The organism is Microbacterium sp. NPDC076895, assembly GCF_040687115.1.
GTDB lineage: Bacteria > Actinomycetota > Actinomycetes > Actinomycetales > Microbacteriaceae > Microbacterium.
Genome location: NZ_JBFBMQ010000002.1, coordinates 262,867 through 284,338, shown reverse-complemented (window position 1 = coordinate 284,338; position 21,472 = coordinate 262,867). Strand labels below are relative to the sequence as shown.

At 67.4% G+C, this 21,472-nt stretch carries 20 protein-coding genes; 8 read left to right on the top strand and 12 right to left on the bottom strand.

The features are described from left to right. Window positions 1-5: 5 nt before the first annotated feature. The 6 genes from AB0O89_RS03065 to AB0O89_RS03040 form a co-directional block, all read right to left on the bottom strand. Entirely contained in the window at window positions 6-1,217 is a 1,212-nt protein-coding gene (locus AB0O89_RS03065; protein WP_363494035.1) for an MFS transporter, read from the bottom strand. 51 nt (window positions 1,218-1,268) lie between these two features. Then, a complete protein-coding gene (gene menE, locus AB0O89_RS03060) occupies window positions 1,269-2,792 on the bottom strand; it encodes an o-succinylbenzoate--CoA ligase (protein ID WP_363494033.1) in 1,524 nt (507 codons plus the stop codon). 79 nt (window positions 2,793-2,871) lie between these two features. Further along, the gene (locus AB0O89_RS03055) at window positions 2,872-3,324 is read right to left on the bottom strand and encodes a MaoC family dehydratase (RefSeq protein WP_363494031.1); all 453 of its coding nucleotides are present in this window, start codon (window positions 3,322-3,324) and stop codon (window positions 2,872-2,874) included. A gap of 28 nt (window positions 3,325-3,352) precedes the next feature. Further along, entirely contained in the window at window positions 3,353-4,249 is an 897-nt protein-coding gene (locus AB0O89_RS03050) for an amidohydrolase family protein (RefSeq protein WP_363494029.1), read from the bottom strand. After that, entirely contained in the window at window positions 4,246-5,163 is a 918-nt protein-coding gene (locus AB0O89_RS03045) for an SDR family NAD(P)-dependent oxidoreductase (RefSeq protein ID WP_363494027.1), read from the bottom strand. The genes AB0O89_RS03050 and AB0O89_RS03045 overlap by 4 nt, the downstream gene beginning before the upstream one ends. 109 nt (window positions 5,164-5,272) lie before the next feature. After that, window positions 5,273-6,439, bottom strand: a complete 1,167-nt coding sequence (locus AB0O89_RS03040) for an acyl-CoA dehydrogenase family protein (protein ID WP_363494025.1) — start codon at window positions 6,437-6,439, stop codon at window positions 5,273-5,275. Between the two features lie 79 nt (window positions 6,440-6,518). Here AB0O89_RS03040 and AB0O89_RS03035 point away from each other — a divergent pair, with 79 nt between their 5' ends. Further along, window positions 6,519-7,019: a MarR family transcriptional regulator gene (locus AB0O89_RS03035; RefSeq protein WP_363494023.1), complete on the top strand. Its 501-nt coding sequence runs from the start codon at window positions 6,519-6,521 to the stop codon at window positions 7,017-7,019. Between the two features lie 10 nt (window positions 7,020-7,029). Here the strand turns inward: AB0O89_RS03035 and AB0O89_RS03030 are convergent, their stop codons facing one another. Together AB0O89_RS03030 and AB0O89_RS03025 are read right to left on the bottom strand one after the other, a co-directional pair. Then, entirely contained in the window at window positions 7,030-8,205 is a 1,176-nt protein-coding gene (locus AB0O89_RS03030; RefSeq protein ID WP_363494021.1) for a 4-hydroxybenzoate 3-monooxygenase, read from the bottom strand. Between the two features lie 93 nt (window positions 8,206-8,298). Further along, entirely contained in the window at window positions 8,299-9,051 is a 753-nt protein-coding gene (locus AB0O89_RS03025) for an IclR family transcriptional regulator (protein WP_363494019.1), read from the bottom strand. 110 nt (window positions 9,052-9,161) lie between these two features. Between AB0O89_RS03025 and AB0O89_RS03020 the strand changes: the two genes are divergently transcribed. Beyond that, on the top strand, window positions 9,162-10,076 hold the full coding sequence (locus tag AB0O89_RS03020; protein ID WP_363494017.1) for an NADP-dependent oxidoreductase: 915 nt from the start codon (window positions 9,162-9,164) through the stop codon (window positions 10,074-10,076). Between the two features lie 15 nt (window positions 10,077-10,091). Here the strand turns inward: AB0O89_RS03020 and AB0O89_RS03015 are convergent, their stop codons facing one another. The 4 genes from AB0O89_RS03015 to AB0O89_RS03000 all read right to left on the bottom strand — a co-directional run bounded on the left by AB0O89_RS03015 (window position 10,092) and on the right by AB0O89_RS03000 (window position 15,401). After that, window positions 10,092-11,468, bottom strand: coding sequence for an NADP-dependent succinic semialdehyde dehydrogenase (locus AB0O89_RS03015; RefSeq protein WP_363494015.1), 1,377 nt, complete (start codon window positions 11,466-11,468; stop codon window positions 10,092-10,094). A gap of 86 nt (window positions 11,469-11,554) precedes the next feature. Further along, complete coding sequence (gene purU, locus AB0O89_RS03010) at window positions 11,555-12,433, bottom strand: formyltetrahydrofolate deformylase (RefSeq protein ID WP_363494013.1); 879 nt, start codon at window positions 12,431-12,433, stop codon at window positions 11,555-11,557. Window positions 12,434-12,525: 92 nt separating this feature from the next. Continuing rightward, window positions 12,526-13,992: a peptide MFS transporter gene (locus AB0O89_RS03005; protein WP_363494011.1), complete on the bottom strand. Its 1,467-nt coding sequence runs from the start codon at window positions 13,990-13,992 to the stop codon at window positions 12,526-12,528. Between the two features lie 101 nt (window positions 13,993-14,093). After that, window positions 14,094-15,401: a peptide synthetase gene (locus tag AB0O89_RS03000; RefSeq protein ID WP_363494009.1), complete on the bottom strand. Its 1,308-nt coding sequence runs from the start codon at window positions 15,399-15,401 to the stop codon at window positions 14,094-14,096. 53 nt (window positions 15,402-15,454) lie between these two features. Here AB0O89_RS03000 and AB0O89_RS02995 point away from each other — a divergent pair, with 53 nt between their 5' ends. The 6 genes from AB0O89_RS02995 (at window position 15,455) to AB0O89_RS02970 (ending at window position 21,419) form a co-directional block, all read left to right on the top strand. Next, a complete protein-coding gene (locus tag AB0O89_RS02995; protein ID WP_363494007.1) occupies window positions 15,455-16,288 on the top strand; it encodes an alpha/beta fold hydrolase in 834 nt (277 codons plus the stop codon). Next, complete coding sequence (locus tag AB0O89_RS02990) at window positions 16,285-16,998, top strand: GNAT family N-acetyltransferase (RefSeq protein WP_363494005.1); 714 nt, start codon at window positions 16,285-16,287, stop codon at window positions 16,996-16,998. Before AB0O89_RS02995 ends, AB0O89_RS02990 begins: the two co-directional genes overlap by 4 nt. A gap of 39 nt (window positions 16,999-17,037) precedes the next feature. After that, the gene (locus AB0O89_RS02985) at window positions 17,038-18,405 is read left to right on the top strand and encodes an FAD-linked oxidase C-terminal domain-containing protein (protein ID WP_363494003.1); all 1,368 of its coding nucleotides are present in this window, start codon (window positions 17,038-17,040) and stop codon (window positions 18,403-18,405) included. 86 nt (window positions 18,406-18,491) lie between these two features. Then, entirely contained in the window at window positions 18,492-19,625 is a 1,134-nt protein-coding gene (gene menC / locus AB0O89_RS02980; RefSeq protein WP_363494001.1) for an o-succinylbenzoate synthase, read from the top strand. Further along, on the top strand, window positions 19,622-20,509 hold the full coding sequence (locus AB0O89_RS02975; protein ID WP_363493998.1) for a hypothetical protein: 888 nt from the start codon (window positions 19,622-19,624) through the stop codon (window positions 20,507-20,509). The genes menC and AB0O89_RS02975 overlap by 4 nt, the downstream gene beginning before the upstream one ends. A gap of 40 nt (window positions 20,510-20,549) precedes the next feature. Then, a complete protein-coding gene (locus tag AB0O89_RS02970; RefSeq protein ID WP_363493996.1) occupies window positions 20,550-21,419 on the top strand; it encodes an LLM class flavin-dependent oxidoreductase in 870 nt (289 codons plus the stop codon). Window positions 21,420-21,472: the final 53 nt, after the last annotated feature.

Genomic DNA, 21,472 nt, shown 5'->3' with positions numbered 1-21,472 from the left:
CGCGCTTAGCGCGGCTCGAGGACGTAGCGCTCTCTACCCGCCGCCAGTCCCGACAGGCTCTGCCCGACGAGGATCGCTACAACGAGCAACAGTGGCAGCAGCCATCCGTCAGTGGCGCTGTGGAGCGAGCCGAACAGCACCGGGCCCGCGGCGGCCATGAGATAACCGACCGACTGAGCCATGCCTGACAGGGCGGTCGCTCCGTGGTGGTCGCGGGCGCGCTGGGCCATGAGTGTCAGGGAGACGCCGAGCGAGGCACCCGATGCCGGGCCGAGCACGATGACCCACGCGAGGATGGCATCGGGTGCCGCGATGAGTCCAGCCAGTCCCACCAGTGCGATCACCGGGAGCGCGGCAGGCACCCAGCGCGCAGCGCCGCCCCGGAGGATAACCGGCACCGCAATGGCGCCCACCAGCGCGCCGACCTGGTAGATCATGACGTCGATTCCCGCCGTGACCGCGCTGCGGCCGGTTGAAACGGCGATCGTTGCCAACCATGTCACCAGGATGTAGAACGTGGCCGACTGGAAGCCCATGTAGGCGGCCACGACCCAGGCGGTGCTGTCCTTCCAGATACCCCGTGCCTGTCCAGCGGCGCCCCCGCGTGTAGCTCGTTCTCGGCGGCCGCGCATCGCCACCAACCACGCAACGATGGCCACGGGGAGCAGGATGCCGCCGGTGATGACGAGCGACAGGCGCCACCCATCGGCGCCGGTCACCCCGGCGCCCCACTCCGCGACCGGAACCGCCACGCCGGATGCGACAGCGCCGGCGCCGCCGAGCAGCGCGGTATAAACAGCCATCATCGTGGGCACCCGCGAGGGAAACTCCCGCTTGATGACGGCGGGCATGAGCACATTCGCAATAGCGAGTGCGACGCCGATCACGGCGGTGCCGATCCAGAGGCTTACTGCCGGGCCCGGTACCGATCGCACCACGGTGCCCATCGTCAGCAGCGCCAGTGACCACAGCACGACTCGGCTCATCCCGAAGCGCTGACTCAGGCCGGAGGCGAACGGGGAGACCAGCGCCCACGTCGCCAGCGGGATGGATGCGAGAAGACCCAGCGCGCTCGGACCGAGCCCGGTGTCGGCACCGATCTGTTCGAGCAGCGGCCCCACCGATGTGATGGTGGGCCGCATGTTGATGGCGACCAGACACACCGCGACGACAAGGGCGACGCGGGCGTGTGGCATCGTTGCGCGCTCATCGCCCATAGAGTTCGGACTATACCTCAGGGCATAGGTATTCGCCCTGCAGTGCGGTAGTCAGCCGTTGCCGAAGCGGGCGCGCAGGTCGGCCTTGCGGACCTTCCCTGACGCCGTACGGGGCAGCTCATCGACGATGACGACGTTCTTGGGCAGCTTGTAGCGCGCAAGCTTGCCCTCGAGGTGAGTACGCACGGTCTCGGTGTCGAGGTCGACGCCGTCCTTCACCGTGATGACAGCCCAGGGAACCTCGCCCCACTGCTCGTCGGGGATGCCGATCACACCGACGCCGGTCACGCCCTCGATGCTGGAAATGTGGTTCTCGACTTCGGCCGGGTAGATGTTCTCGCCGCCCGAGATGATCATGTCTTTCAGGCGATCGGAGATGTAGAGGTAGCCGTCGCGGTCGAGGTAACCCAGGTCGCCCGAGCGAAACCACCCGTCAGACGTGAACGCCTTCGAGGTCGCCTCGGGCAGATTGAGGTAGCCGGCGAAGACGTTCGGACCTGACACTTCGATCTCCCCGACCGTGCCGCGCGGCACCATCACTCCGTTCTCGTCGGCGATGCGGATCTCTGTAAAGAAGTGGGGAAGCCCCACGCTGCCCTGTTTGGCGCGGGTCATCGTGGGGGCGAGGGATGTCGCGCCCGGCGAGGTCTCGGTCATGCCGTAGCCCTGCGAGAACGACAGCCCCCGGGTTTCGTAGGCATCGAGGATGCGGGTGGGAACCGCGGAGCCGCCGCAGGTTAGTTTGGCCAGCGACGACAGGTCCGTGCTGTCCCAGCCGGGGTGATCGGCCATCATCTGGTAGGTCGTGGGAACACCGCTGAGCATCGTCACGCGGTACTCCTGGATGAGGGCGAGGGCGCGTCCGGGGTCGAAGCCCTTCTCGAGCACCATCGTGCCGCCCTTGAGCATGATCGGCAGCGCCCCCATGCCCAGTGCTGCGACGTGGAAGAGCGGAGAGATCATCAGCGCGACATCCGTGGACACGACGTCGTAGTCCACCACGCAGTTGATCGCCGTCCAGATGAGATTGCCGTGCGTAAGAACCGCGCCCTTGGGCTTGCCCGTCGTGCCCGAGGTGTAGATGATCGCCGCAGGGTCATCATGACCGACCGCGGCATCCGTGTGGCCGAATGGAGTACCGCGGAGCAGCGGCGACAGTCCCAGGTGATCAGCTGTGCCCTCACCCGTGGGGATCACGTGGCTGATGTGCGCGGCGGCGATGCCCTCGAGTGCCTTCTCATGCAGCGCCGGGTCGACAATGAGCGCACGCGCCCGGGAATCGGTGAGCACGTGGGTAACCTCGGGTGGTGCCAATCGCGTGTTGACGGGCACGAAGATAGCGCCCAGCTGGGCGCAGGCGAACATGACCGACAGGAACTCGGGACGGTTCTCACCGAGAAACGCGACGGCGTCACCAATCCCGATACCGCGGCGCCCGAGCACAGCGGAGATCCGGTCGGTGTCGTCGGCCAACGCCCGGTATGTCGTGCTCTGGCCGTCGAAGATCAGGGCGGTCTTGTCGGGTGTCTTCTGGCGCCGGGTGGTCATCCACGCGCCAAGTCCGTGATTGTGCATCGGAGGTCTCTTCTTCGAGGGAGCGGATTCGTCGGTGAATCAATCGATGCGGAAGTGGGGCGCCGAGCCCCGCCTCCGGTTAGGCGTACAGGCGCTGCAGACTCCGCAGCACGACCGCGGGCTTGGTTCCACCCTCGATCTCGATCGTGCCGTCGACGACGAGCTGGATCCCGCCGCCGACCTCGGTGACTTCGGCAATCGTGGCGGTCAGGCGCACCCGTGAGCCGGCGGCAACGGGCGAGACGAAGCGCACTTTGTCGAGGCCGTAGTTGACCTTCGTTCCAGCGCCCTGCACGTCCAGGAGATCCACCCACATCGGGATGAACAGCGACAGCGTGAGGAAGCCGTGCGCGATCGGCGCACCGAAGGGTCCCTCCTTTGCGCGCTCGGGGTCGACGTGGATCCACTGGTGGTCGTCAGTGGCATCAGCGAACGTGTTGATGCGGTCCTGGGTGACCTCGAACCAGTCGGAGTAGCCCAGGTCGGTACCCACGAGGGTGTTCAGATCGGCGAAGGCAACGGTGGTCGTCATGGTGTCTCCTTGAGGTGGTACGGGTGGATCAGGCGGCTGCCGTCAAGCCCAGCAGCCGGGCGGCGTTGTTCTTGAGGATGCCGGGCATGACCTCCGGCTTCAGGGCGGTCTTCTCGGCATCCGCGAACCAGCGTTCGGGAGTCAGAAGCGGGAAGTCAGTGCCGAACAGGACCCGATCCTTCAGGTAGGAGTTCGCGGCACGCACGAGGCTTTCGGGGAAGTACTTCGGGCTCCAGCCCGAGAGGTCGATCCACGTGTTGTGCTTGTGGGTCGCTACCGAGAGTGCTTCGTCCTGCCACGGCACGGACGGGTGAGCCATGATGATCTGGAGCTCGGGGAAGTCGGCGGCCACGCCATCGAGCAGCATCGGGTTGGACAGGCCGAGGCGGAAGCCGCGGCCGCCCGGCATCCCCGCTCCGATCCCGGTCTGGCCGGTGTGGAAGAGGGCGACAACGCCGGCATCCTCGAGCACGGCATACAGCGGCGCGTAGACCGGGTCGCTCGGATCGAAGCCCTGCACGGTCGGGTGGAACTTGAACCCGCGCACGCCGTGGTCTTCGATGAGGCGCCGTGCCGTCTCGATCGCTGCGGGTCCCTTGCGCGGGTCGACCGAGCCGAACGGGATCAGGACGTCGTTGTTGCGCGCCGCTCCCTCGGCGATTTCAATGCTCGAGATGGGCTGATGCCCGAGGGCCGACTCCGAGTCCACGGTGAACACGACAGCTGCCATCGAGCGTTCACGGTAGTACTGCGCGATCGAGTCGAGGTCGGGTCGTGGGCCGTCGGTGCGGAAGTACTTCGAGGCCGCCTCGGCAAGGTCATCCGGAAGGGAGGAGTGCCCGTGCTCGTCGATCTCGATGTGCACATGCACATCGATGGCCCTCAGGGCCTCGACATCGATTGCCGGCTCGTAGCGGGTCGTCACCGCTGCAGCTCCTCCGGAAGCGGCGGGAAGGTCTCGCCGACGGATTGCAGCTGCCCGTCGAACAGTTCGTGAGCTTCAGCCTGAAGGGCATCGGTGCTCCATCCGCCCTCGTGGTAGGCGGTGACGACCGGCTCGGGGTGCGACCACAGCTGGATGCGGTCTCCTCCCACGCCGATCGCCTGACCGGTGATGTGGGCGGCGTCGTCGGATGCGAGGTAAGCGATGACTCCTGCGACATCCTCGGAGGTGCCGAACCCCAGGTCGTGGCGGAAGAACGCGGGCATGGTCTCACCGCGCTCGGATGCCTCGACGGCGGCGGCGAAGTAGGGGACCGTGGCAGTCATGGCCGTGGCTGCGACGGGGATGACGGCGTTGGCGGTGATCCCTGCCTTCTTGAGCTCGAGCGCCCAGGTGCGCACCATGCCGACGATGCCGGCCTTGGCAGCGGCGTAGTTGGTCTGCCCGAAGTTTCCGCGCTGGCCTGTCGGTGAGCCGATGCAGATGATGCGGCCTGGCTTGCCGGCCTCGCGCAGGTGCGTGGCGACCTCACGGACACATGTGAAGGTGCCCCGCAGGTGGACACCGATGACGGTGTCGAAGTCGTCGTCGGTCATCTTCCAGAGCGTCTTGTCGCGCAGCACTCCAGCGTTGGTGACGAGGATGTCGACACCGCCGAAGGTCTCGAGCGCGGCGGCCAGCAGCTTCTGTGCAGTCTCGGTCGGTCCAACGGGAGCGACCACCGCGGTGGCACGGCCGCCCTCGGCTTCGATCGTGGCTACGGCGTCGGCGGCAGTCTGGTCGTCGACGTCATTGACGACCACTGCCGCACCCTGTCGAGCGAGTTCCTGAGCGTAGGCGAGGCCCAGACCTCGACCCGATCCGGTGACGATGGCGACTTTGCCCTGCAGCGACATGGCGCTCCCTTGCTTCTCGAGGCACTCTCGGCCCTGGCCGACAGCGCCTAGTCAATCCGATTTCATTGCAATAGTCAACGATTGATCTTTGCCAGCGTGCGGTGCTGTCTCACTCGCGTGTCAGGCGGCGGCCGATGATCTCTTTCATGATCTCGGTCGTGCCGCCATAGATGGTGGCGACGCGAGAGTCGAGGTAGTCGTGGGCGACCGGGTACTCCCTCGTGTACCCGTACCCGCCGTGCAACTGCAGAGCTCGGTCGATGACCTTCTGGTGCAGCTCGGTCACCCACCACTTCGCCATCGCCGCGGTCACTTCGTCGAGCTGGCCGTGCGCGGCATCCAGGATGCAGCGGTCGACGAACACTTGCGCTACTTCGATCTGGGTCGCAAGCTCCGCCAGGTAGAAGCGGTTCGCCTGAAAGTCCGCGATCCGCTGACCGAACGCGGTGCGCTGTTTCGCGTAGGCGAGGGCCTGGTCGAAGGTCGCGCGCATCCTCGCCATCGAGGTCACGGCGATGTGCAAGCGCTCGATCGGCAGATTGTGGCGCAGCTGCATCCACCCGTCGCCGGGCGCTCCGAGAATGTTCGCGGCGGGTACTCGAACCTCAGCGAACGACAGCTCGGCAGTGTCTTGTGCGCTCAGCCCGATCTTCTTCAGGGGGCCGCTGCGAGTGAAGCCGGGCATGCCGTCCTCCACAATGAGAAGGCTGAAGCCCGCGCGGCCGGCGTCGGGGTCCGTGCGTGCAACCACGATCACGAAATCTGCCAGCAGTCCGTTGGAGATGAAGGTCTTGGACCCGGTCAGGACGAAATCGTCTCCGTCGCGCCGCGCGGTCGTCGAGATGGATGCGAGATCCGACCCCGTCCCCGGCTCGGTCATCGCGATAGCACCGATCTTCTCACCCGCGACCAGAGGGCTCAGCCAGCGGTCCTGCTGCTGCTCTGAGCCGAACGCAATGAGGTAGGGCGCGATGAGGTCGTTGATTCCGCACAACGACATCGAGACCGCTGTCGCGCCGGCAGCGGCGAGCTCCTCGATCATGATCGCGTTGTAGCGGAAATCGTCGACGTCCCCGCCTCCGTTGCTAGCCGGGGCCGAGATTCCGAGCAGTCCGGTCTCGCCAGCCTTCGCGAAGAGGGTCCGATCGACGCGTCCGGCTTCTGTCCAGGCATCCAGGTGGGGCGACACCTCGCGCTGGACGAACCGGCGAACGGTGTCTCGGAAGTCGGCGTGGGACTCGTCGAAGATCGTGCGGGGTACGGCGACGCTGCTCATGGTGAGGATTGTGTACACCCGGACGAATCGTTGTCAAGTTCAACGATTGTTTTCGGCAGCGAATTGCTACAATCGCCGGGTGTCCACAGCAAACGAACAGGCACGGGCGACAGAGTCGCCCGTCCGCTCGGAGCGTCTGTGGCGCACCCCAGTCGGAGACGACCTCGCGTTCCTGCTCGCGCGCGCGAACGCGGTCTCGGTCTCGCGAGTCAACGCGGCGCTGCAGTCGCTCGATCTGCGTGTTCGCGCGTATTCGGTGTTGGCCATCGCGGCGGACGACGCCCGTCCGTCCCAGCGCGAACTGTCGGAGTTTCTGCGGCTTGACCCGAGCCAGATCGTCGCGCTGATCGATGAGCTCCAGTCCCGAGGGCTCGTCGAGCGGGAGCCCGACCCCAACGACCGGCGAGCCAACGTGGTAGTCGCGACCCCGGCTGGCCGTGACCTGCTCGCTCAGGCGCAGGAGATCGCCCGCGATGTCGAGAGCGAGATGTTCGGAGCCCTGGACGGCTCCGAACGCGAAGCCCTCGCACACGCGCTTCGCGTGATGGCCGGAGCGGTCGAAGTCGCCCCCGACCGCTGAGAATCGCTCGCTAGGCGAACGCCCAGCCGGTGTAGGCCTCCGCGAGGTAGGTCTGTCCCGCTTCGGACTCGACGACCGAACGCAGTTCGCCGATCTGGCGCCGGCGATCGAAGTCGGATGCCTCGGGAGTCAGGTGCAGCATGCTCGTCATCCACCATGAGAAGTGCTGCGCCTTCCAGATGCGCTGCAGGGCCGTCTCGGCGTAGGAATCCAGCAGTCGCTCGTCCCCCTCGTTCAGCAGCGCGCCGAGCGCGCGGTCGAGCAATACGACGTCGGCCACGGCGAGGTTCATACCCTTGGCGCCCGTCGGGGGAACCGTGTGGGCGGCATCCCCGACGAGGGCGGCGCGTCCGCGGCGCAATTCATACGCAACAAAACTGCGGAACCTCAGCACGTCGCGCTGGAAGATCGGCCCCTCTTGCAGTGTCGTGCCGGGAACGCACGACTGCAGAGTCTCCCAGATCTCGGCCTCGCTCATGACGGTGGGGTCGGTTTCGGGATCACACTGGAAGTACATCCGCTGCACGGTGGCGCTGCGCTGGCTGATGAGAGCGAAGCCGTTGGGGGAGTTGCTGTAGATCAGCTCCTCGGAGCTGGGCGGCGCTTCGCACAGGATGCCGAACCAGGCGAAGGGGTACTCGCGGAAGTACCCACCTGTCGACGATCCCGTGACGGCGGCGCGGACCAGGCTGCGGGAACCATCGCCGCCCACGATGAAGTCGGCCTCGATTTCGAGCGGCGAGCCGTCGGAGTTCGTCGCAAACACTCGGGGCCGATCGGTCTCAATGTCTTCGACGCGGTCGACAGTGACACCGAACCGCAGGTCCTGCCCCGCTGCCAGGCGCACAGCGATCATGTCGATGAGGGCCTCATGCTGCGGGAAGAGCCAGACGCTGCGGCCCGTGAGTGCGGGGAAGTCGATGCGGTGACCCTCGCCCTGGAAGCGCAGCTCGATGCCGTCGTGGCGCTGACCTTCCGTCTTCACGCGCGGTGAAGCGCCGGTCTCGTCGAGCAGCTGCACGGTGGGGTACTCAAGGATGCCAGCGCGGATCGTCTTCTCGATCTCTTCGCGCGAGCGCTGATCGAGCACGATCGACTCGATGCCTCGCGCGGCGAGGAGGTGCGACAGCAGCAGGCCAGCGGGGCCGGCGCCGACAATGGCTACCTGAGTGCGGACGGTTGACATGGCGTCTCCTTCGACGGATGCGGGTCTTCGCCGAGTCTGCATCAGACCGCCGGGTGCGGCCCCGAGATTCCCATTGAACGGGATTTCCTGGGGTCAGAGCCGCTGCCGCCGAAGATCGCTCTCAATACCCGCGACGGCGCTGCGCAGCGCGGCAACCGCGGGCGCCGGATCAGCATCCCGCGGAAGCACGACAGACAACGCGGCCACGACCTCACCTTCGTGACGAAGCGGCACCGCCACACCCGTGGAGACAGACTGAATCGAGCCGGGAGCGATAGCGACGCCGTCGCGCCGGATCCCCGCGATGACGCGCTCCAGTGTCCGCGGGTCGGTGATGGTTTCGCGCGAGACGGCGCGCAACGGACTGCCCAGGACGCTCGCGCGAACCGCTGCCGGCGCGTAGGCGAGCAGCACAAGGCCCGACGATGAGGCGTGCAGCGGAAGCCTGCCGGCGATGCGGGTGATATTGGCTCCGGCATCCGGATGCGAAAGGCGTTCGATGAAGAGCGCCTCATCCTTCTCGCGCACGGCTAACTGCGTGTGCTCGCGGATGGTGGCCTGCACCGTCTCCATGTGAGGAAGAGCCGCTGTGCGCAGGCGCAGCGCCGAGGATCCGCGCAGGGCGAGTTCCCACAGGCGCATGCCGAGGCGCACCTGGGCGTCTTCGTCGCGATCGAGCAGACCTGCCGAGACCAGATCATCGACGATGCGGTGGGCGCTGGAGGACGGCAGCCCGGATCGCCGCCCGATCTCGGATGCCGACTGCACAGCGCGTTCGGAGGTGAACGTCTCCAGAACACGCACGATGCGCTCGGTCATCGAGTCACCGGTGGGCGAATTCGCCATGTCGACAGCTTGGCACGCGCCGCTCAGCCGTGCAGCGGCCGAGGCATCCCTGCGAATCTGCATAGCCCTCTCTCGGCCCACAGACGGAGTGGCGTGACTACGCTCAAGGTATGAGCCGCGCAGCGATGTACAACGAAGTCGGGGGGCCTGAGGTCCTGTTCGTCACGGAGACAGAGGAGCCCTCCCCGGGCGCACGGAAGGTGCTGGTCGCCGTCGAAGCTGCCGGGCTGAACCCCTACGATGCCAAGGCTCGCGGCGGGTTCATTCCGTCGGATGCTCCGTTCCCGCGACGCATCGGTGGAGACTTCGCCGGCACTGTCATCGCGGTCGGTGAGGGGGCTGCCTACCCGGATGGCACGCCGGTCGCTGTCGGGGATGCCGTCATGGGTCGCGCTGCGGGTGCGATCGCCGAGCAGGTGATCGCGAATGCCGCAGAGATCGCACGGCGGCCCGAGGGGCTCGCGGTCGAGGTGGCGGGTGGCCTGCATGTTGCCGGTCTCACGGCGGTTTCGTGTCTGGCTACGGTGCCGGTCGGCGAGGACGATGTCGTGCTGGTGGGCGGCGCGAGCGGCGCTGTCGGGCTCGTGGCGTCGCAGCTTGCGATCGCCCGCGGCGCGCGGGTGATCGGTTCGGCATCCGTGGCCAACCACGACTTCTTGCGGTCGCTCGGTGTCGAGCCGGTTGAGTACGGCACGGGTCTCGCCGACCGAGTGCGTGACCTCGGCGAGATCACCGCGGTCATGGACTGCCACGGCCGCGATGCGCTCGATGCCGGTGTTGCCCTCGGCGTTGCCGCTGACCGGATGGTCGCGATCGCCGCCTATGCGGCCCTCGACGAGCTCGGCGCGCATAACGTCGAGCGGGCAGCCCGCACCCCCGAGAACCTCCGCGCTCTCGGCGAGGACATCGCGGCCGGCAAGATCGTCTTCCCGGTTGTGGCCACGTACCCGCTGGACGACGTGGTGGAGGCGTTCCAGGCGCTCGAGTCCTCACACGAGCCGGGCAAGATCGTCATCCTTCCCTGACGACGAACGGGGTGGCTACGCGCGCCAGACCGTCTTCAGGTTCATGAACTCACGGATGCCGGCAGCGGCAAGCTCTCGCCCGACGCCAGAGTTCTTGATGCCCCCGAACGGCAGCTCCGTGTGCGAAACGGTCATGCCGTTAATGAACACGGCACCGGCTTCGATGCGGTCGACGAACCACTCGATCTCGTCGTCGTCGGTGCTCCACAGCGAGGAGGACAGCCCGAACGTCGTCGCGTTGGCGATCTCGACGGCCTCCTCACGGGAGTCGACGCGAAACACCGTGGCTACAGGGCCGAAGGCCTCCTCCTGGAACAGGCGCATATCCCGCGTGATACCGGCGAGGACCGTCGGCGGGTAGAACCAGCCCGGTCGGTCGGGGACCGAGCCGCCGGTCAACGCCTCGGCGCCGTGCGAGAGGGCATCATCGACGAGCTCGGCGAGTTCGTCCCGGCCGCTCTCGGTCGCAACGGGGCCCACGTCGGTGCCCTCGTCGAGGGGGTCGCCGACGCGCAGCGCTGCGGTCTTCTCCACGAACCGTGCCACGAAATCGTCGTAGACGTCGGTGTGGACGATGAACCGCTTGGCAGCGATGCAGGACTGCCCGTTGTTCTGGTTTCGGGCGGTGACAGCGACGGATGCCGCAGCATCGAGGTCCGCCGTCGGCATCACGACGAACGGATCCGAGCCACCGAGCTCGAGCACGACGTGCTTGACCTCGCTGCCCGCGATGGAAGCGAGCGAGCGACCGGCGGGCTCCGAACCGGTCAGGGTCGCGGCCACGACCCGCGAGTCGCGGAGGACCCGCTCGACTCCGGATGCCGGGATGAGCAGCGTGTGGAAGGAGCCGACCGGGAATCCGGCGCGCTCGAAGAGAGTGTCAAGGTAGAGCGCGGAACGCGGAACGTTAGAGGCGTGCTTCAGTAGCCCCGTGTTGCCGGCCATGAGCGCCGGGGCGGCAAAGCGCATGACCTGCCACAGCGGGTAATTCCAGGGCATGACCGCAAGCACGACGCCCAGCGGTGCCCAGCGGGTCCCGGCGGCCGAGGCCTTCACCGACGAGGGGTCGGCAAGCTCCTCTGTGGCCAGGAAGTCCTCGGCGTTGTCGGCGTAGAACCGGCATCCGCGAGCGCACTTGAGCACCTCGGCTCGCGACTGGGCGAGGGGACGCCCCATCTCGATCGTGATGGTGCGCGCCATCTCGTCGACGTCGGCTTCCAGCAGCTCGGCAGCCTTGCGCATCCATCCGGCGCGCTCGGCGAACGTCGTATCGCGCAGCGCGACGAACGCCGACTGTGCGGCGGCAATGCGGCGCTCGACCTCGGCCTCATCGTGAGGCTCGAAGGTTTCGATGACTTCGCCGGTCGCAGGATTTGTCACTGCAATGGCCATGAGCTGCCTCTTCCTCGAGATAGGGGACTCCGCGAGCCTATCCGGCGCTTCGGTGTCGCGACAATGTGCCCCGTGGGGCCGAGCGGTCAGAAGACGATGGTGTGGTTTCCGTGACGGATGACGCGATCTTGCGCGTGCCAGAGCACGGCGCGCGAAAGCACTGCACGTTCCACGTCAGCGCCACGTCGTTCGAGGTCTGCAGCAGTGTCGGCGTGCGTGACCCGCACGATGTCTTGCTCGATGATCGGCCCCTCGTCGAGGTCGGTGGTGACGTAGTGCGAGGTCGCTCCGATGAGCTTCACGCCGCGGGTCTTCGCCTGGCGGTAGGGCTGGGCGCCGACGAACGCTGGAAGGAACGAGTGGTGAATGTTGATCACGGGCACCCGCACGCTCTCGAGGAACTCGCCGCTCAGGATCTGCATGTAGCGGGCGAGAACCACGAAGTCGGCATCCGCGTCAGCCAGCACCTCGAGGATGCGGGCTTCACTGGCGCTCTTGTCGGACCCGGCGACCGAAGGCACGTGCACGAAGGGGATGCCGAAACCGGTGACATCAGCCTCGGCATCCGTGTGGTTCGAGATGACGACCGGGATCTCCACCGGCAGTTCGCCGCGACGATGACGCCACAGGAGGTCGAGCAGACAGTGGTCCTGCTTCGAGGCGAGGATCGCCATCCGCTTCGGAACCGACTGGTCGGTGATCGCCCACTGCAGATCGAACCCGTCGCCCAGGGTCGTGGCAAGGTCGTTTTCGATCGCGGGCAGTGCCTCGCGCAGGCCTGGCCGGTGAAAGACGACGCGCTGGAAGTAGGCGCCGCCGGCAGGGTTGTCGGAGTACTGATCGAACTGCACGATGTTCGCGCCCTGCCGCGTGATCAGAGCCGAGACCGCCGCGACGATGCCGGGGGAGTCCGTGCCGTGGACGATGAGGCACGCGTGATCGAGGGGAAGCTGGGCTGTGGGCATGGACCGATTCTCTCGTGTGCTGCGCTCGTCCTCACTCCCTGCAGCGCCGATCTGTGCCATCTGCCTGCGTGTGTTGGCCGATCGTGCGTGATTCAGCGCACGCCCTTCATCAGCTTCAGGACCGGCTTCACGGCCAGCAGCAGCGCGACGCCCAGGACTATCGCGGCGATACCGAGGCTCGAGAAGTACGGCACCTCGTTGCGTGGGTCGTAGAACTGCGCGAGCCAGCCCGCTATCGCGGTTCCCAGAGCGACCGACAGGAAGAACAGGGCCACCATCTGCGTGCGGAAGGCACTGGGAGCGAGTTTGGTCGTGATCGACAATCCGATCGGCGAGAGCAGGAGTTCGGCGACGGTGAACACGAACAGGATGCCGATGATCGCGAGGAGCGGTGTCGTGTTCTCGCCGCCTCCCGCCCAGGGCAGGAACAGCAGGAACGCGGCGCCCATGATGATGGCCGCGAGCCCGAACTTCACGGGCGTCGACGGCTGGCGTGTGCCGAGCTTGGTCCACAGAGCTGCGAAAACTCCCGAGAGGATGATGATGAAGATCGGGTTGATCGACTGCACCCACGGCACCGGCATCTCCCAGCCGAACAGGTCGCGGTTCAAGCGCTTGTCGGAGTAGACCGTCATGACCGTGAACTGCTGTTGGTACAGCGACCAGAAACCGACGCTCACGATGAACAACGGGATGAACGCGACCACCCGTGAACGTTCGACCGCTGTCACCTTGCGGGAGCTCAAGATCACGACGAAGTAGGCGATCGCCGCCGCGAGGGAGACGAGGATGACGACATCGGCAAGGTTGTCTGCCCGGATCACGCGCGCGAACGTCAGGATCGCGATGACGATGACTGCGCCCACGGCAACGCCGATCATGAGGGCGTAGCGATTGCGAGGCAGCGGGTTGTGCACGACGGATGCCTCGGCCGGGATCCGCTTGCGACCGAGGGTGTACTGGATCAGACCGATCGCCATCCCCACAGCCGCCAGGCCGAAGCCCCAGTGGAAACCGGCAGTCGACTGGAGCAGGCCCGTCAGGATCGGGCCGAGGAAGGCGCCGAGGTTGATGCCCAGGTAGAAGAGCGAGAAGCCGGCATCCCGGCGCGGGTCGTCCGTCGTGTAGAGCGTGCCTACGACCGAGGTCGCGTTGGCCTTGAGGCCTCCCGATCCGACGGCGACCAGCACCAGGCCGACGCCAACGCCGAGCAGTCCCGGCAGCAGCGCGAGGGCGATGTGGCCGAGCATAATGACCACGGCGCTGTAGAACAGCACGCGCTCCGAGCCGAGTATCCGGTCGGCGATCCACGCGCCGAGGATCGTCGAGAGGTAGACGGCGCCGCCGTACGCGCCGACGATCCCGGTCGCGACCCCCTCGTCGATCCCGAGTCCACCCTGCGCGGCCGAGTAGTAGAGGTAGATCAGCAGGATCCCCTGCATGCCGTAGAAGCTGAAGCGCTCCCACATCTCGACACCGAAGATCGTGGCGAGGGCCCGGGGCTGGCCGAAGAAGCGGGTGTCGGTGGGCGTCGTGGCCTCGGGCGTCGGTGCCGTCATGGGCCTCAGGCTAGCGCCTGCTCCGGGCACAGGTCAGCCTCGGTTGCGCCGCGCCGCGGGTGCGTTATGGTTTCGCCCTCATGACGGCGCGACCGAACCGATCACGCGCCGATCGTGTCGCGAAGCCCCGAGTGGACGGCATCCAGCCACGCCCCGACGTTGCGCCGTGCCTCTGGCGTATCGGGGTAGCGGCACCGCAGGTGCAGACCGGTGTCGTTAGCGATGAACCAGATCATGACACCGTCGGTGCGCACGACCGCAGAGACGTACTGGATGTCGCGGAGCCTGCCCGGCGCGATCGGGAGTCGCCCGGTGTCTAGCCACGAGACCGCGAACATCCCGGGGGTTGCCGGCATGCCGCCGTACGGACCGAGAATCGGGCCGAGTGGATGCGAGCCGAGGCCGATCGCTTCCTTCACGGCGTGGGCGCACGCCTGCGGCGAAGGATCGGATGACTCGATCACCGCGTTCGTGATGAACCAGCCGACCGAATCGTGCCACTGCGGGTCGTGCCGGCTATGGACCGGGAACACAGCTCGCAGCGGTTGGTCGCCCATCGCCAGGCTCACGCGTGTCATGACGGACACCGCGATGGCGATCGCTCTGACCCCCGCGGCTGCAGCGCGTTCACAGAAGGCCTCGAACTCGGCGCCGTCGAACACGTCGCGCACATCGACGATCTCGGATCGCGCAGCGGCGACATCGCCCAGGGTCAGGGGGAACAGCGGCATCTGACCGCCCTCGGCGTCGAGGATCTCGGCCCAGCGCGTTGTGATGCCTCCCGGTGCCGGCGGTCGAGCTGCAAGCTCCGCGGAGTGGTCGGCGAATGCTCGCGCTGCCGGCAACGCAGCACCCGGTGCCCGGTCCTCCCGCTCGTCGTCGACGACCTCGGCGAGGTCCCGGGCGAGCACGAGCAGAGACCACATGTCGACGTGAGCGTGGTCGGAGGCGATCACGATCGTCGGATCGGCTCCGCCACCGGGTTCGATCAGGCACAGCCGATGGGAGGGGGTGGCAAAGGGGCGGCATCCGTCGTCGAGCACCTCGCGCAGCACCTCGCGCGTCAGCCGCTCGGGAGGCGCCGGATGCGTCACCCATCGCCCGACGCCCAGTCGTGCCGGTCGCACCTGCACGGCTCCGTCCTCGTCGCGGTCGAACACGGTGCTCAGGGTGCCGTGCCGGTCGACGACAGCGGCCCACGCGTCAGCGATCTCGTCGGGCGCCGCCGGTGTGCGCAGGCGAAACGAGATTGCCATCCACGATCCGGGTCGATCACCCTCGCCGACGTGCCGACCCTGGTCGAACGACAGGGTCAACGGCTCCGCGTCCGGCAGGGCCTCGGCGGGAAACATGAGGCTGCGGACTCGGCCTGGGGGCAGCGTCATTCGGGCGACATTCGTCAAGCGCATCGCGCGTAGTCTAGGCGGCAACCGTTTCGCACAGAGGACGCCCGGGAGGGCACGTGAGCACGCTGCGGATTCGAGGCGCCACACTCGACTTCGATGTGACCGGTGATGACGGTCCCCTGGTCGTCCAGCTGCACGGGCTGATGTCCAGCCGCAGCCGCGACAGCCACCTCGGACTCGACCTCGGCCGGGCGCTTCGGGGTCACCGCATCCTGCGGCTCGACGCGCGCGGTCACGGCGGTTCGACGGGCACAGCAGACCCAGCCGACTACCGGTGGGACAACCTTGCCGACGACCTTCTGGCGGTGCTGGATGCCGTCGCTCCCGGTGAAGCGGTCCATGGCGTGGGCCCGTCGATGGGGACCGGCACGATGCTCCACGCTGCCCTGAAGGATCCGGTGCGCTTCGCGAGCCTGACCCTCATGGTTCCCCCCACCGCGTGGGGCACACGCCGGGCTCAGGCCGAGGTGTACCGCACGAACGCTGATCTCATCGAGCGGCATGGTGTCGAGGCCTTCGTGAAGCTCGGCTCCACCACGCCCGTTCCGCCGGCCCTCGCGGATGCCCCCGAGTCGCTCCCCGCAGTCGATGAGTCGCTCCTGCCGACGGTGCTCCGGGGAGCCGCGACAGCTGACCTGCCGCCGAAAGACGAGCTCACCCGCATCGACGTGCCGACGCTGATCCTGGCGTGGACCGGAGACCCGACCCATCCGCTTCGCACGGCGAGCCGCCTCAACGAGCTCATGCCGAACAGCCGCCTCATCGTGGCCCGCACGCCCTACGGGGTCATGGCCTGGCCGGGACTGTTCGCAGAACACGTCATCACGGCGGGTGTCGAACTCACCCCGACCGGCTCGATCCCCGTTGTGCCCACATCGAGGGCCTCGTGAGCGACGCCGCATCGCCCCAGCTCAGCATCCGCGAGCTCGACACGGTCGCCCAGGTGTTCGAGGCGTCGGCCGTGCTCTCGGAAGTGTGGGGCGGCGATCGCACCGGAATGCCGCCGAACCTGTTGCGTGCCCTCGCTCACTCGGGCAACTACGCGGTGGGGCTCTTCGAGGGTGAGCGCATGGTGGGGGCATCCGTCGCCTTCTTCGCCGAACCCGCTGCCCGGTCGATGCACTCGCACATCACCGGCATCCTGCCGAGCGCCCAGGATCGGGGTTTCGGGCGGATGCTGAAGCAGCATCAGCGGGAGTGGGGGCTGCGCCGGGGTATCGGGCACGTGACGTGGACCTTCGATCCGCTCGTGTCGCGAAACGCCCACTTCAATCTCACCGTGCTCGGTGCGCGCGTGACCGAGTACCTCGTGGACCACTACGGCGCGATGGATGACGGGGTGAACCGCGGCGACGAGTCGGACCGTCTGATGGTGTCGTGGGCTCTGGCGGCTCCGCCGGTTCCCACGCCGGCGGATGCCGAGGTTCGGGCATCCGTGGCCATTCCCCGCGACATCGAGGCGCTGCGGCGCCGCGAACCCGAAGCTGCAGCCGTCGAGCGGCGACGTGTGCGCGATGCCCTGATGACGCATCTGGCCGCGGGACGACGCATCGGCGGCTTCGACGAGCGCCGCGGGTACCTCATCGTTGGCGGTGACTGACCTGTACTCGCCAGGGAAGTGCGGGCGGAGGATCTGATCATGTCTGCTGGCCCGCACCGCGCCGTCACACGGCTCTTGCGCGAACTCGAGGTGGCGAGCGTCGACCTCGAGGCTCGAACCGCCGCGGCGACCGACCGGTCTGGACTCATTCGGCGGACAGTTCCGGATGCCGTGGTCCACGCTCGCTCGACGCGGGATGTCAGCCTAGCCCTGCGCATCGCTTCTGAGGAGGGCTGCGCAGTCGTGCCGCGCGGCGCAGGCACGGGACTTGCCGGCGGCTCGGTGGCCTCAGCCGGCGAGATCGTCATCGACGTCTCGGGTATGCGAGCGATTCTCGAGCTCGACCCGAGAGAGCACCTCGCTGTCGTGCAGCCGGGAGTTCTCAACCACGAGATCGACGAAGCGGCTGCGTCCCACGGTCTGTTCTACGCTCCCGACCCGGGGAGCACCATGATCTGCTCGATTGGTGGCAACATCGCCACCAATGCGGGTGGCATGCGGTGCGCAAAGTACGGCGTCACCCGCGAGTCTGTGCTGGCGCTGGAGGTCGTGCTCGCCGACGGCTCGGTCGTGCGCACCGGGCATCGCACTCTCAAGGGAGTGGCCGGATATGACCTCACAGCACTGATCATCGGCAGTGAGGGAACGCTCGGCATCGTCACCGAAGCGACAGTGCGTCTGCGCCCCCGTCCACCGAAAGTGGCAACCATCGCCGCATGGTGCGCCGGGGCGGCGGAGGCAGCGACCGCGGTGGGTGCCATTGTCGCCGCCGGCGTGCAGCCGTCGATGCTCGAGCTCATGGACGCGTCCACGGTGCGCGCTGTCGATGCACTTCTCGGGACCGACTACGCGGCACATCCGGGTGCGTTGTTGCTCATTCAAACCGACGGATTCGGGGCGGATGCCGAAGCCGATGAGATCCAGCGCGTCATCGCCGACATCGCCACGTCTGTGCTGCGGGCGAGCGACCCCGATGAGGCGGCACTTCTCGTGCGGGCACGTCGCGAGGCGATACCTGCCGTCGAGCGTCGTGGCCGGGTTGCGATCTGCGACATCGGCGTACCGCGGACTCGGCTTGCCGAAGCTGTCGCAGGAGTCGAGCAGATCGCGGCTGCACGCGGCGTAGAGATCTTCACCATCGCTCACGCCGGAGATGGCAACATGCACCCCATGGTTCTGCTTCCTGATGGCGCAACCCTTCTCGAGGGTGCACCGCATGCTGCACTCGATGACATGTTCCGCCTCGCGCACCGCCTTGGTGGCACGCTCACGGGTGAGCACGGTGTTGGGCTGGTCAAGCGTGAGTGGCTCACCGACGAAGTCGGCGAGCCCGTGCGCGAGGTATTCGCTGCGATCAAGTCGGCCCTCGACCCGCGAGGCATCCTGAACCCGGGCAAGGCGATCTGACGCAGCCCCGAGAAACCACAGCAGCCCGAGACGTGACAGCAGCCCGAGACGTGACAGCAGCCCGAGACCTGACAGAGGAGAAACGCATGCCGATCGCACAGCCAGCCCCGAAGGTCGCGCTCGAGGGGATCGAGCTGCGCGTGCTCCACCTGCCGCTCGTGTCGCCGTTCACGACATCCTTCGGCACCGAGACGGTGCGCGAGGTCATTGTCGTCCGGGCGCTGACATCCGACGGAGACGGCTGGGGTGAGATCGTCACGCAGGAGTCGCCGCTGTACTCCAGTGAGTACACGCAGGGGGCGTGGGACGTCGCGCTGCGCTTTCTGATTCCCGCGCTGTTGGACCGGCACACGCTCGGCCCCGAAGACGTCGCCCCCGTCCTCGAGCCGTTCGTCGGGCACCGGATGTCGAAAGCGGGGCTCGAACTCGCGATCCTCGACGCGTCGTTGCGATCGGCGGGTATCTCACTCGGCGCCCACCTGGGGGCCATACGGGACAGGGTGCCTTCGGGCGTGAGCGTCGGCATCCAGCGAGATCCTTCCGCTCTGGTCGACTCCGTTCGGGGATACCTCGACGAGGGCTACGTGCGCATCAAGATCAAGATCAAGCCTGGTCGCGACATCGCCGACACAGCGGCAGTCCGGGACGCCTTCGGTAACATCCCGCTGCAGGTCGACGCGAACTCCGCCTACACGCTCGCCGATGCCGACACCCTCGCCGAACTCGACAGGTTCGACCTGCTCCTGATCGAGCAGCCCCTGCAGGAGGACGACCTCGTCGACCATGCGAGCCTTGCCCAGCGCCTGCGAACCCCCGTGTGCCTGGACGAATCGATCGTGTCGTCGAAGGCCGCCGCCGATGCGCTCGCCCTCGGCTCGGCATCCGTCATCAACATCAAGGCGGGACGCGTAGGCGGCTACCTCGAGGCCGTCAGTATCCACGACCTGTGCCGGACGGCCGCCGTTCCGGTCTGGTGCGGTGGGATGCTCGAGACGGGCATAGGTCGCGCCGCGAACGCTGCGCTTGCCGCCCTCCCCGGATTCACGCTGCCGGGCGATGTCTCGGCATCCTCCCGGTTCTACGACCGCGACATCGTCACCGAGCCCGCCGTCCTTGAGGACGGCCATGTGCGAGTGCCCACCGGCCCCGGGCTCGGCGTCGAGATCGACCCTGTCGCGCTGGAGGACATGACAGTGGCCCGCGAGGTGCTCCGCCGGTGACCGGCCAGGCCGCCACCACGCAGCGCCGGCGCCTTATCGGTGCCGGGATGCTGGGTGCTGCGCTGGTCCTGGGGCTGGCCGCGTGTGCGTCGGCAGCCCCCAGCGAGGACCTTCCTGACGGGGTGAGCGTGCGGCTCGTGCAGCAGCGGTCGGATGTCGCGCTGCATCAGGCCCAGGTCGAGATCACCAACGGCACCGACTCGACACTGAGCGTCGAGGCCCTCTCTGTAAGTGACCCGCGTTTTGAGTCGGATGCCGACCGCGTGCTGCAACGCACGAGCGTCATCGCCCCCGGCAGTACCGTCGGCATTCGTATCCAGCTTCCCGGTCCGGCCTGCGATGTTCCCGACGAGGCGGCGTCAACGGTGGAGTTCTCGTGGCACGCAGGAGACCGAAGCGGGGTCGCGCGGGCAGACCTTCCCGACGCGCTCGATTTCCTGCCGGCAATGCACGAACGCGAGTGTGTCGCCGACGCGCTCGGCGACGCAGCCGCTGTCTCGTTCACGAGCTTCGAGGCGGGTGCGGGCGGAGGTGTCGGCATCCTCACCCTCGGGGCCCTGCCGACCGGCGCGGGCGGTGCCACCATCGACGCGATACGACCGACAAACCTCCTCGGCTTCGGCGCTGCGGGCACAGGAGCGGATGCTGCGCTGCCGCTCCGGGTTGAGCTCGCTGCTGGCGACACCGTCCCACGCGACGTGGAGATCGCGCTCGAACCGTTCCGCTGCGACGCCCACGCCGTGCAGGAGGACAAGCGCGGCACGATCTTCACGGTGGATGTCACAGTCGGGGGCGAGGCCGGCCAGATCGAGCTGGCGGCGTCGCCCGACATGCGCGCCGAGATCCTGAACGCCGTGGCGGCATACTGCGGGTTCGGGTCCTAGGTTTCGCACGGTGTCGCCGCGTGGCTCTAGCGTTGGGCTCATGCGCTCTCTCGGTGTCGTGTTCGAACCCGCCTTTCCGCCTGAACGCCTTCGGGAGGTAGCCCAGTCGGTGGAGGACGCGGGAGTAGCCGAACTCTGGCTGTGGGAGGACTGCTTCCGAGAGTCCGGTATAGCTTCGGCCGCCGTGGCGCTCGCGGCAACGACCGAGCTCACCGTCGGCATCGGGGTGCTGCCCATGCCGCTTCGCAACGTCGCCCTCACGGCCATGGAGCTCGCCACCCTCTCGCGGCTGTTTCCCGGGCGCATTATCGGCGGCGTCGGACACGGGGTGCAGAGCTGGATGGCGCAGGTCGGCGCGCGGCGCGCATCGCCTCTCACCCTGATGGCGGAGTATCTCCCGACGCTGCGGGCCCTGCTTGCCGGGGAGCGCGTCACGATCGACGGGCGCTATGTGCGGCTCGACGATGTGGCCCTGGACTGGCCGCCGGCGATCGCCGTTCCGGTTCTTGCTGCAGCCGAAGGGCCCAAGACCCTCGACAGTTCCGGCGCTCTCGCGGATGGCACCGTCATCCCCTCGGGCTGGAGTCCGAGTCGGGTGCGCGAGGCGGTCATCCGGGTGCGGACGGCGGCGGCCGAGCACGCCGACGAACATTGCGTCGTGGTGTACCTCCTCACCCGCTTCACCGAGGATTCTGTGGCGTCCGATGAGCCGGCAGAGCGCAATCGTGTCGTCGGCGACGTTTCGGTCGTAGCCGACACGGTCGAGGCGTTCTTCGCCGCGGGTGCCACCACCGTGGTGCTCCAGCCTTCTGCCGATGACGACGATCTCATCGGGTTCTCGCAGCGCTCCGGTGACGTCGCCCGGATGCTGGGCATCGCGCGGTCTAGCACTGGCTTCGGATCCCCGTGATCACGACACTTGCGGGGCGCTGACCGGGTCGGCACACTCAGAGGTGGGAGTCG

Bases quoted from the DNA above. Each gene is read 5' to 3' on its own strand.
- AB0O89_RS03065 (WP_363494035.1), bottom strand. From the start codon at position 1,217: ATGGGCGATGAGCGCGCAACGATGCCACACGCCCGCGTCGCCCTTGTC.
- menE (WP_363494033.1), bottom strand. From the start codon at position 2,792: ATGCACAATCACGGACTTGGCGCGTGGATGACCACCCGGCGCCAGAAG.
- AB0O89_RS03055 (WP_363494031.1), bottom strand. From the start codon at position 3,324: ATGACGACCACCGTTGCCTTCGCCGATCTGAACACCCTCGTGGGTACC.
- AB0O89_RS03045 (WP_363494027.1), bottom strand. From the start codon at position 5,163: ATGTCGCTGCAGGGCAAAGTCGCCATCGTCACCGGATCGGGTCGAGGT.
- AB0O89_RS03040 (WP_363494025.1), bottom strand. From the start codon at position 6,439: ATGAGCAGCGTCGCCGTACCCCGCACGATCTTCGACGAGTCCCACGCC.
- AB0O89_RS03030 (WP_363494021.1), bottom strand. From the start codon at position 8,205: ATGTCAACCGTCCGCACTCAGGTAGCCATTGTCGGCGCCGGCCCCGCT.
- AB0O89_RS03025 (WP_363494019.1), bottom strand. From the start codon at position 9,051: ATGGCGAATTCGCCCACCGGTGACTCGATGACCGAGCGCATCGTGCGT.
- AB0O89_RS03020 (WP_363494017.1), top strand. From the start codon at position 9,162: ATGAGCCGCGCAGCGATGTACAACGAAGTCGGGGGGCCTGAGGTCCTG.
- AB0O89_RS03015 (WP_363494015.1), bottom strand. From the start codon at position 11,468: ATGGCCATTGCAGTGACAAATCCTGCGACCGGCGAAGTCATCGAAACC.
- purU (WP_363494013.1), bottom strand. From the start codon at position 12,433: ATGCCCACAGCCCAGCTTCCCCTCGATCACGCGTGCCTCATCGTCCAC.
- AB0O89_RS03005 (WP_363494011.1), bottom strand. From the start codon at position 13,992: ATGACGGCACCGACGCCCGAGGCCACGACGCCCACCGACACCCGCTTC.
- AB0O89_RS03000 (WP_363494009.1), bottom strand. From the start codon at position 15,401: ATGCGCTTGACGAATGTCGCCCGAATGACGCTGCCCCCAGGCCGAGTC.
- AB0O89_RS02985 (WP_363494003.1), top strand. From the start codon at position 17,038: ATGTCTGCTGGCCCGCACCGCGCCGTCACACGGCTCTTGCGCGAACTC.
- menC (WP_363494001.1), top strand. From the start codon at position 18,492: ATGCCGATCGCACAGCCAGCCCCGAAGGTCGCGCTCGAGGGGATCGAG.
- AB0O89_RS02970 (WP_363493996.1), top strand. From the start codon at position 20,550: ATGCGCTCTCTCGGTGTCGTGTTCGAACCCGCCTTTCCGCCTGAACGC.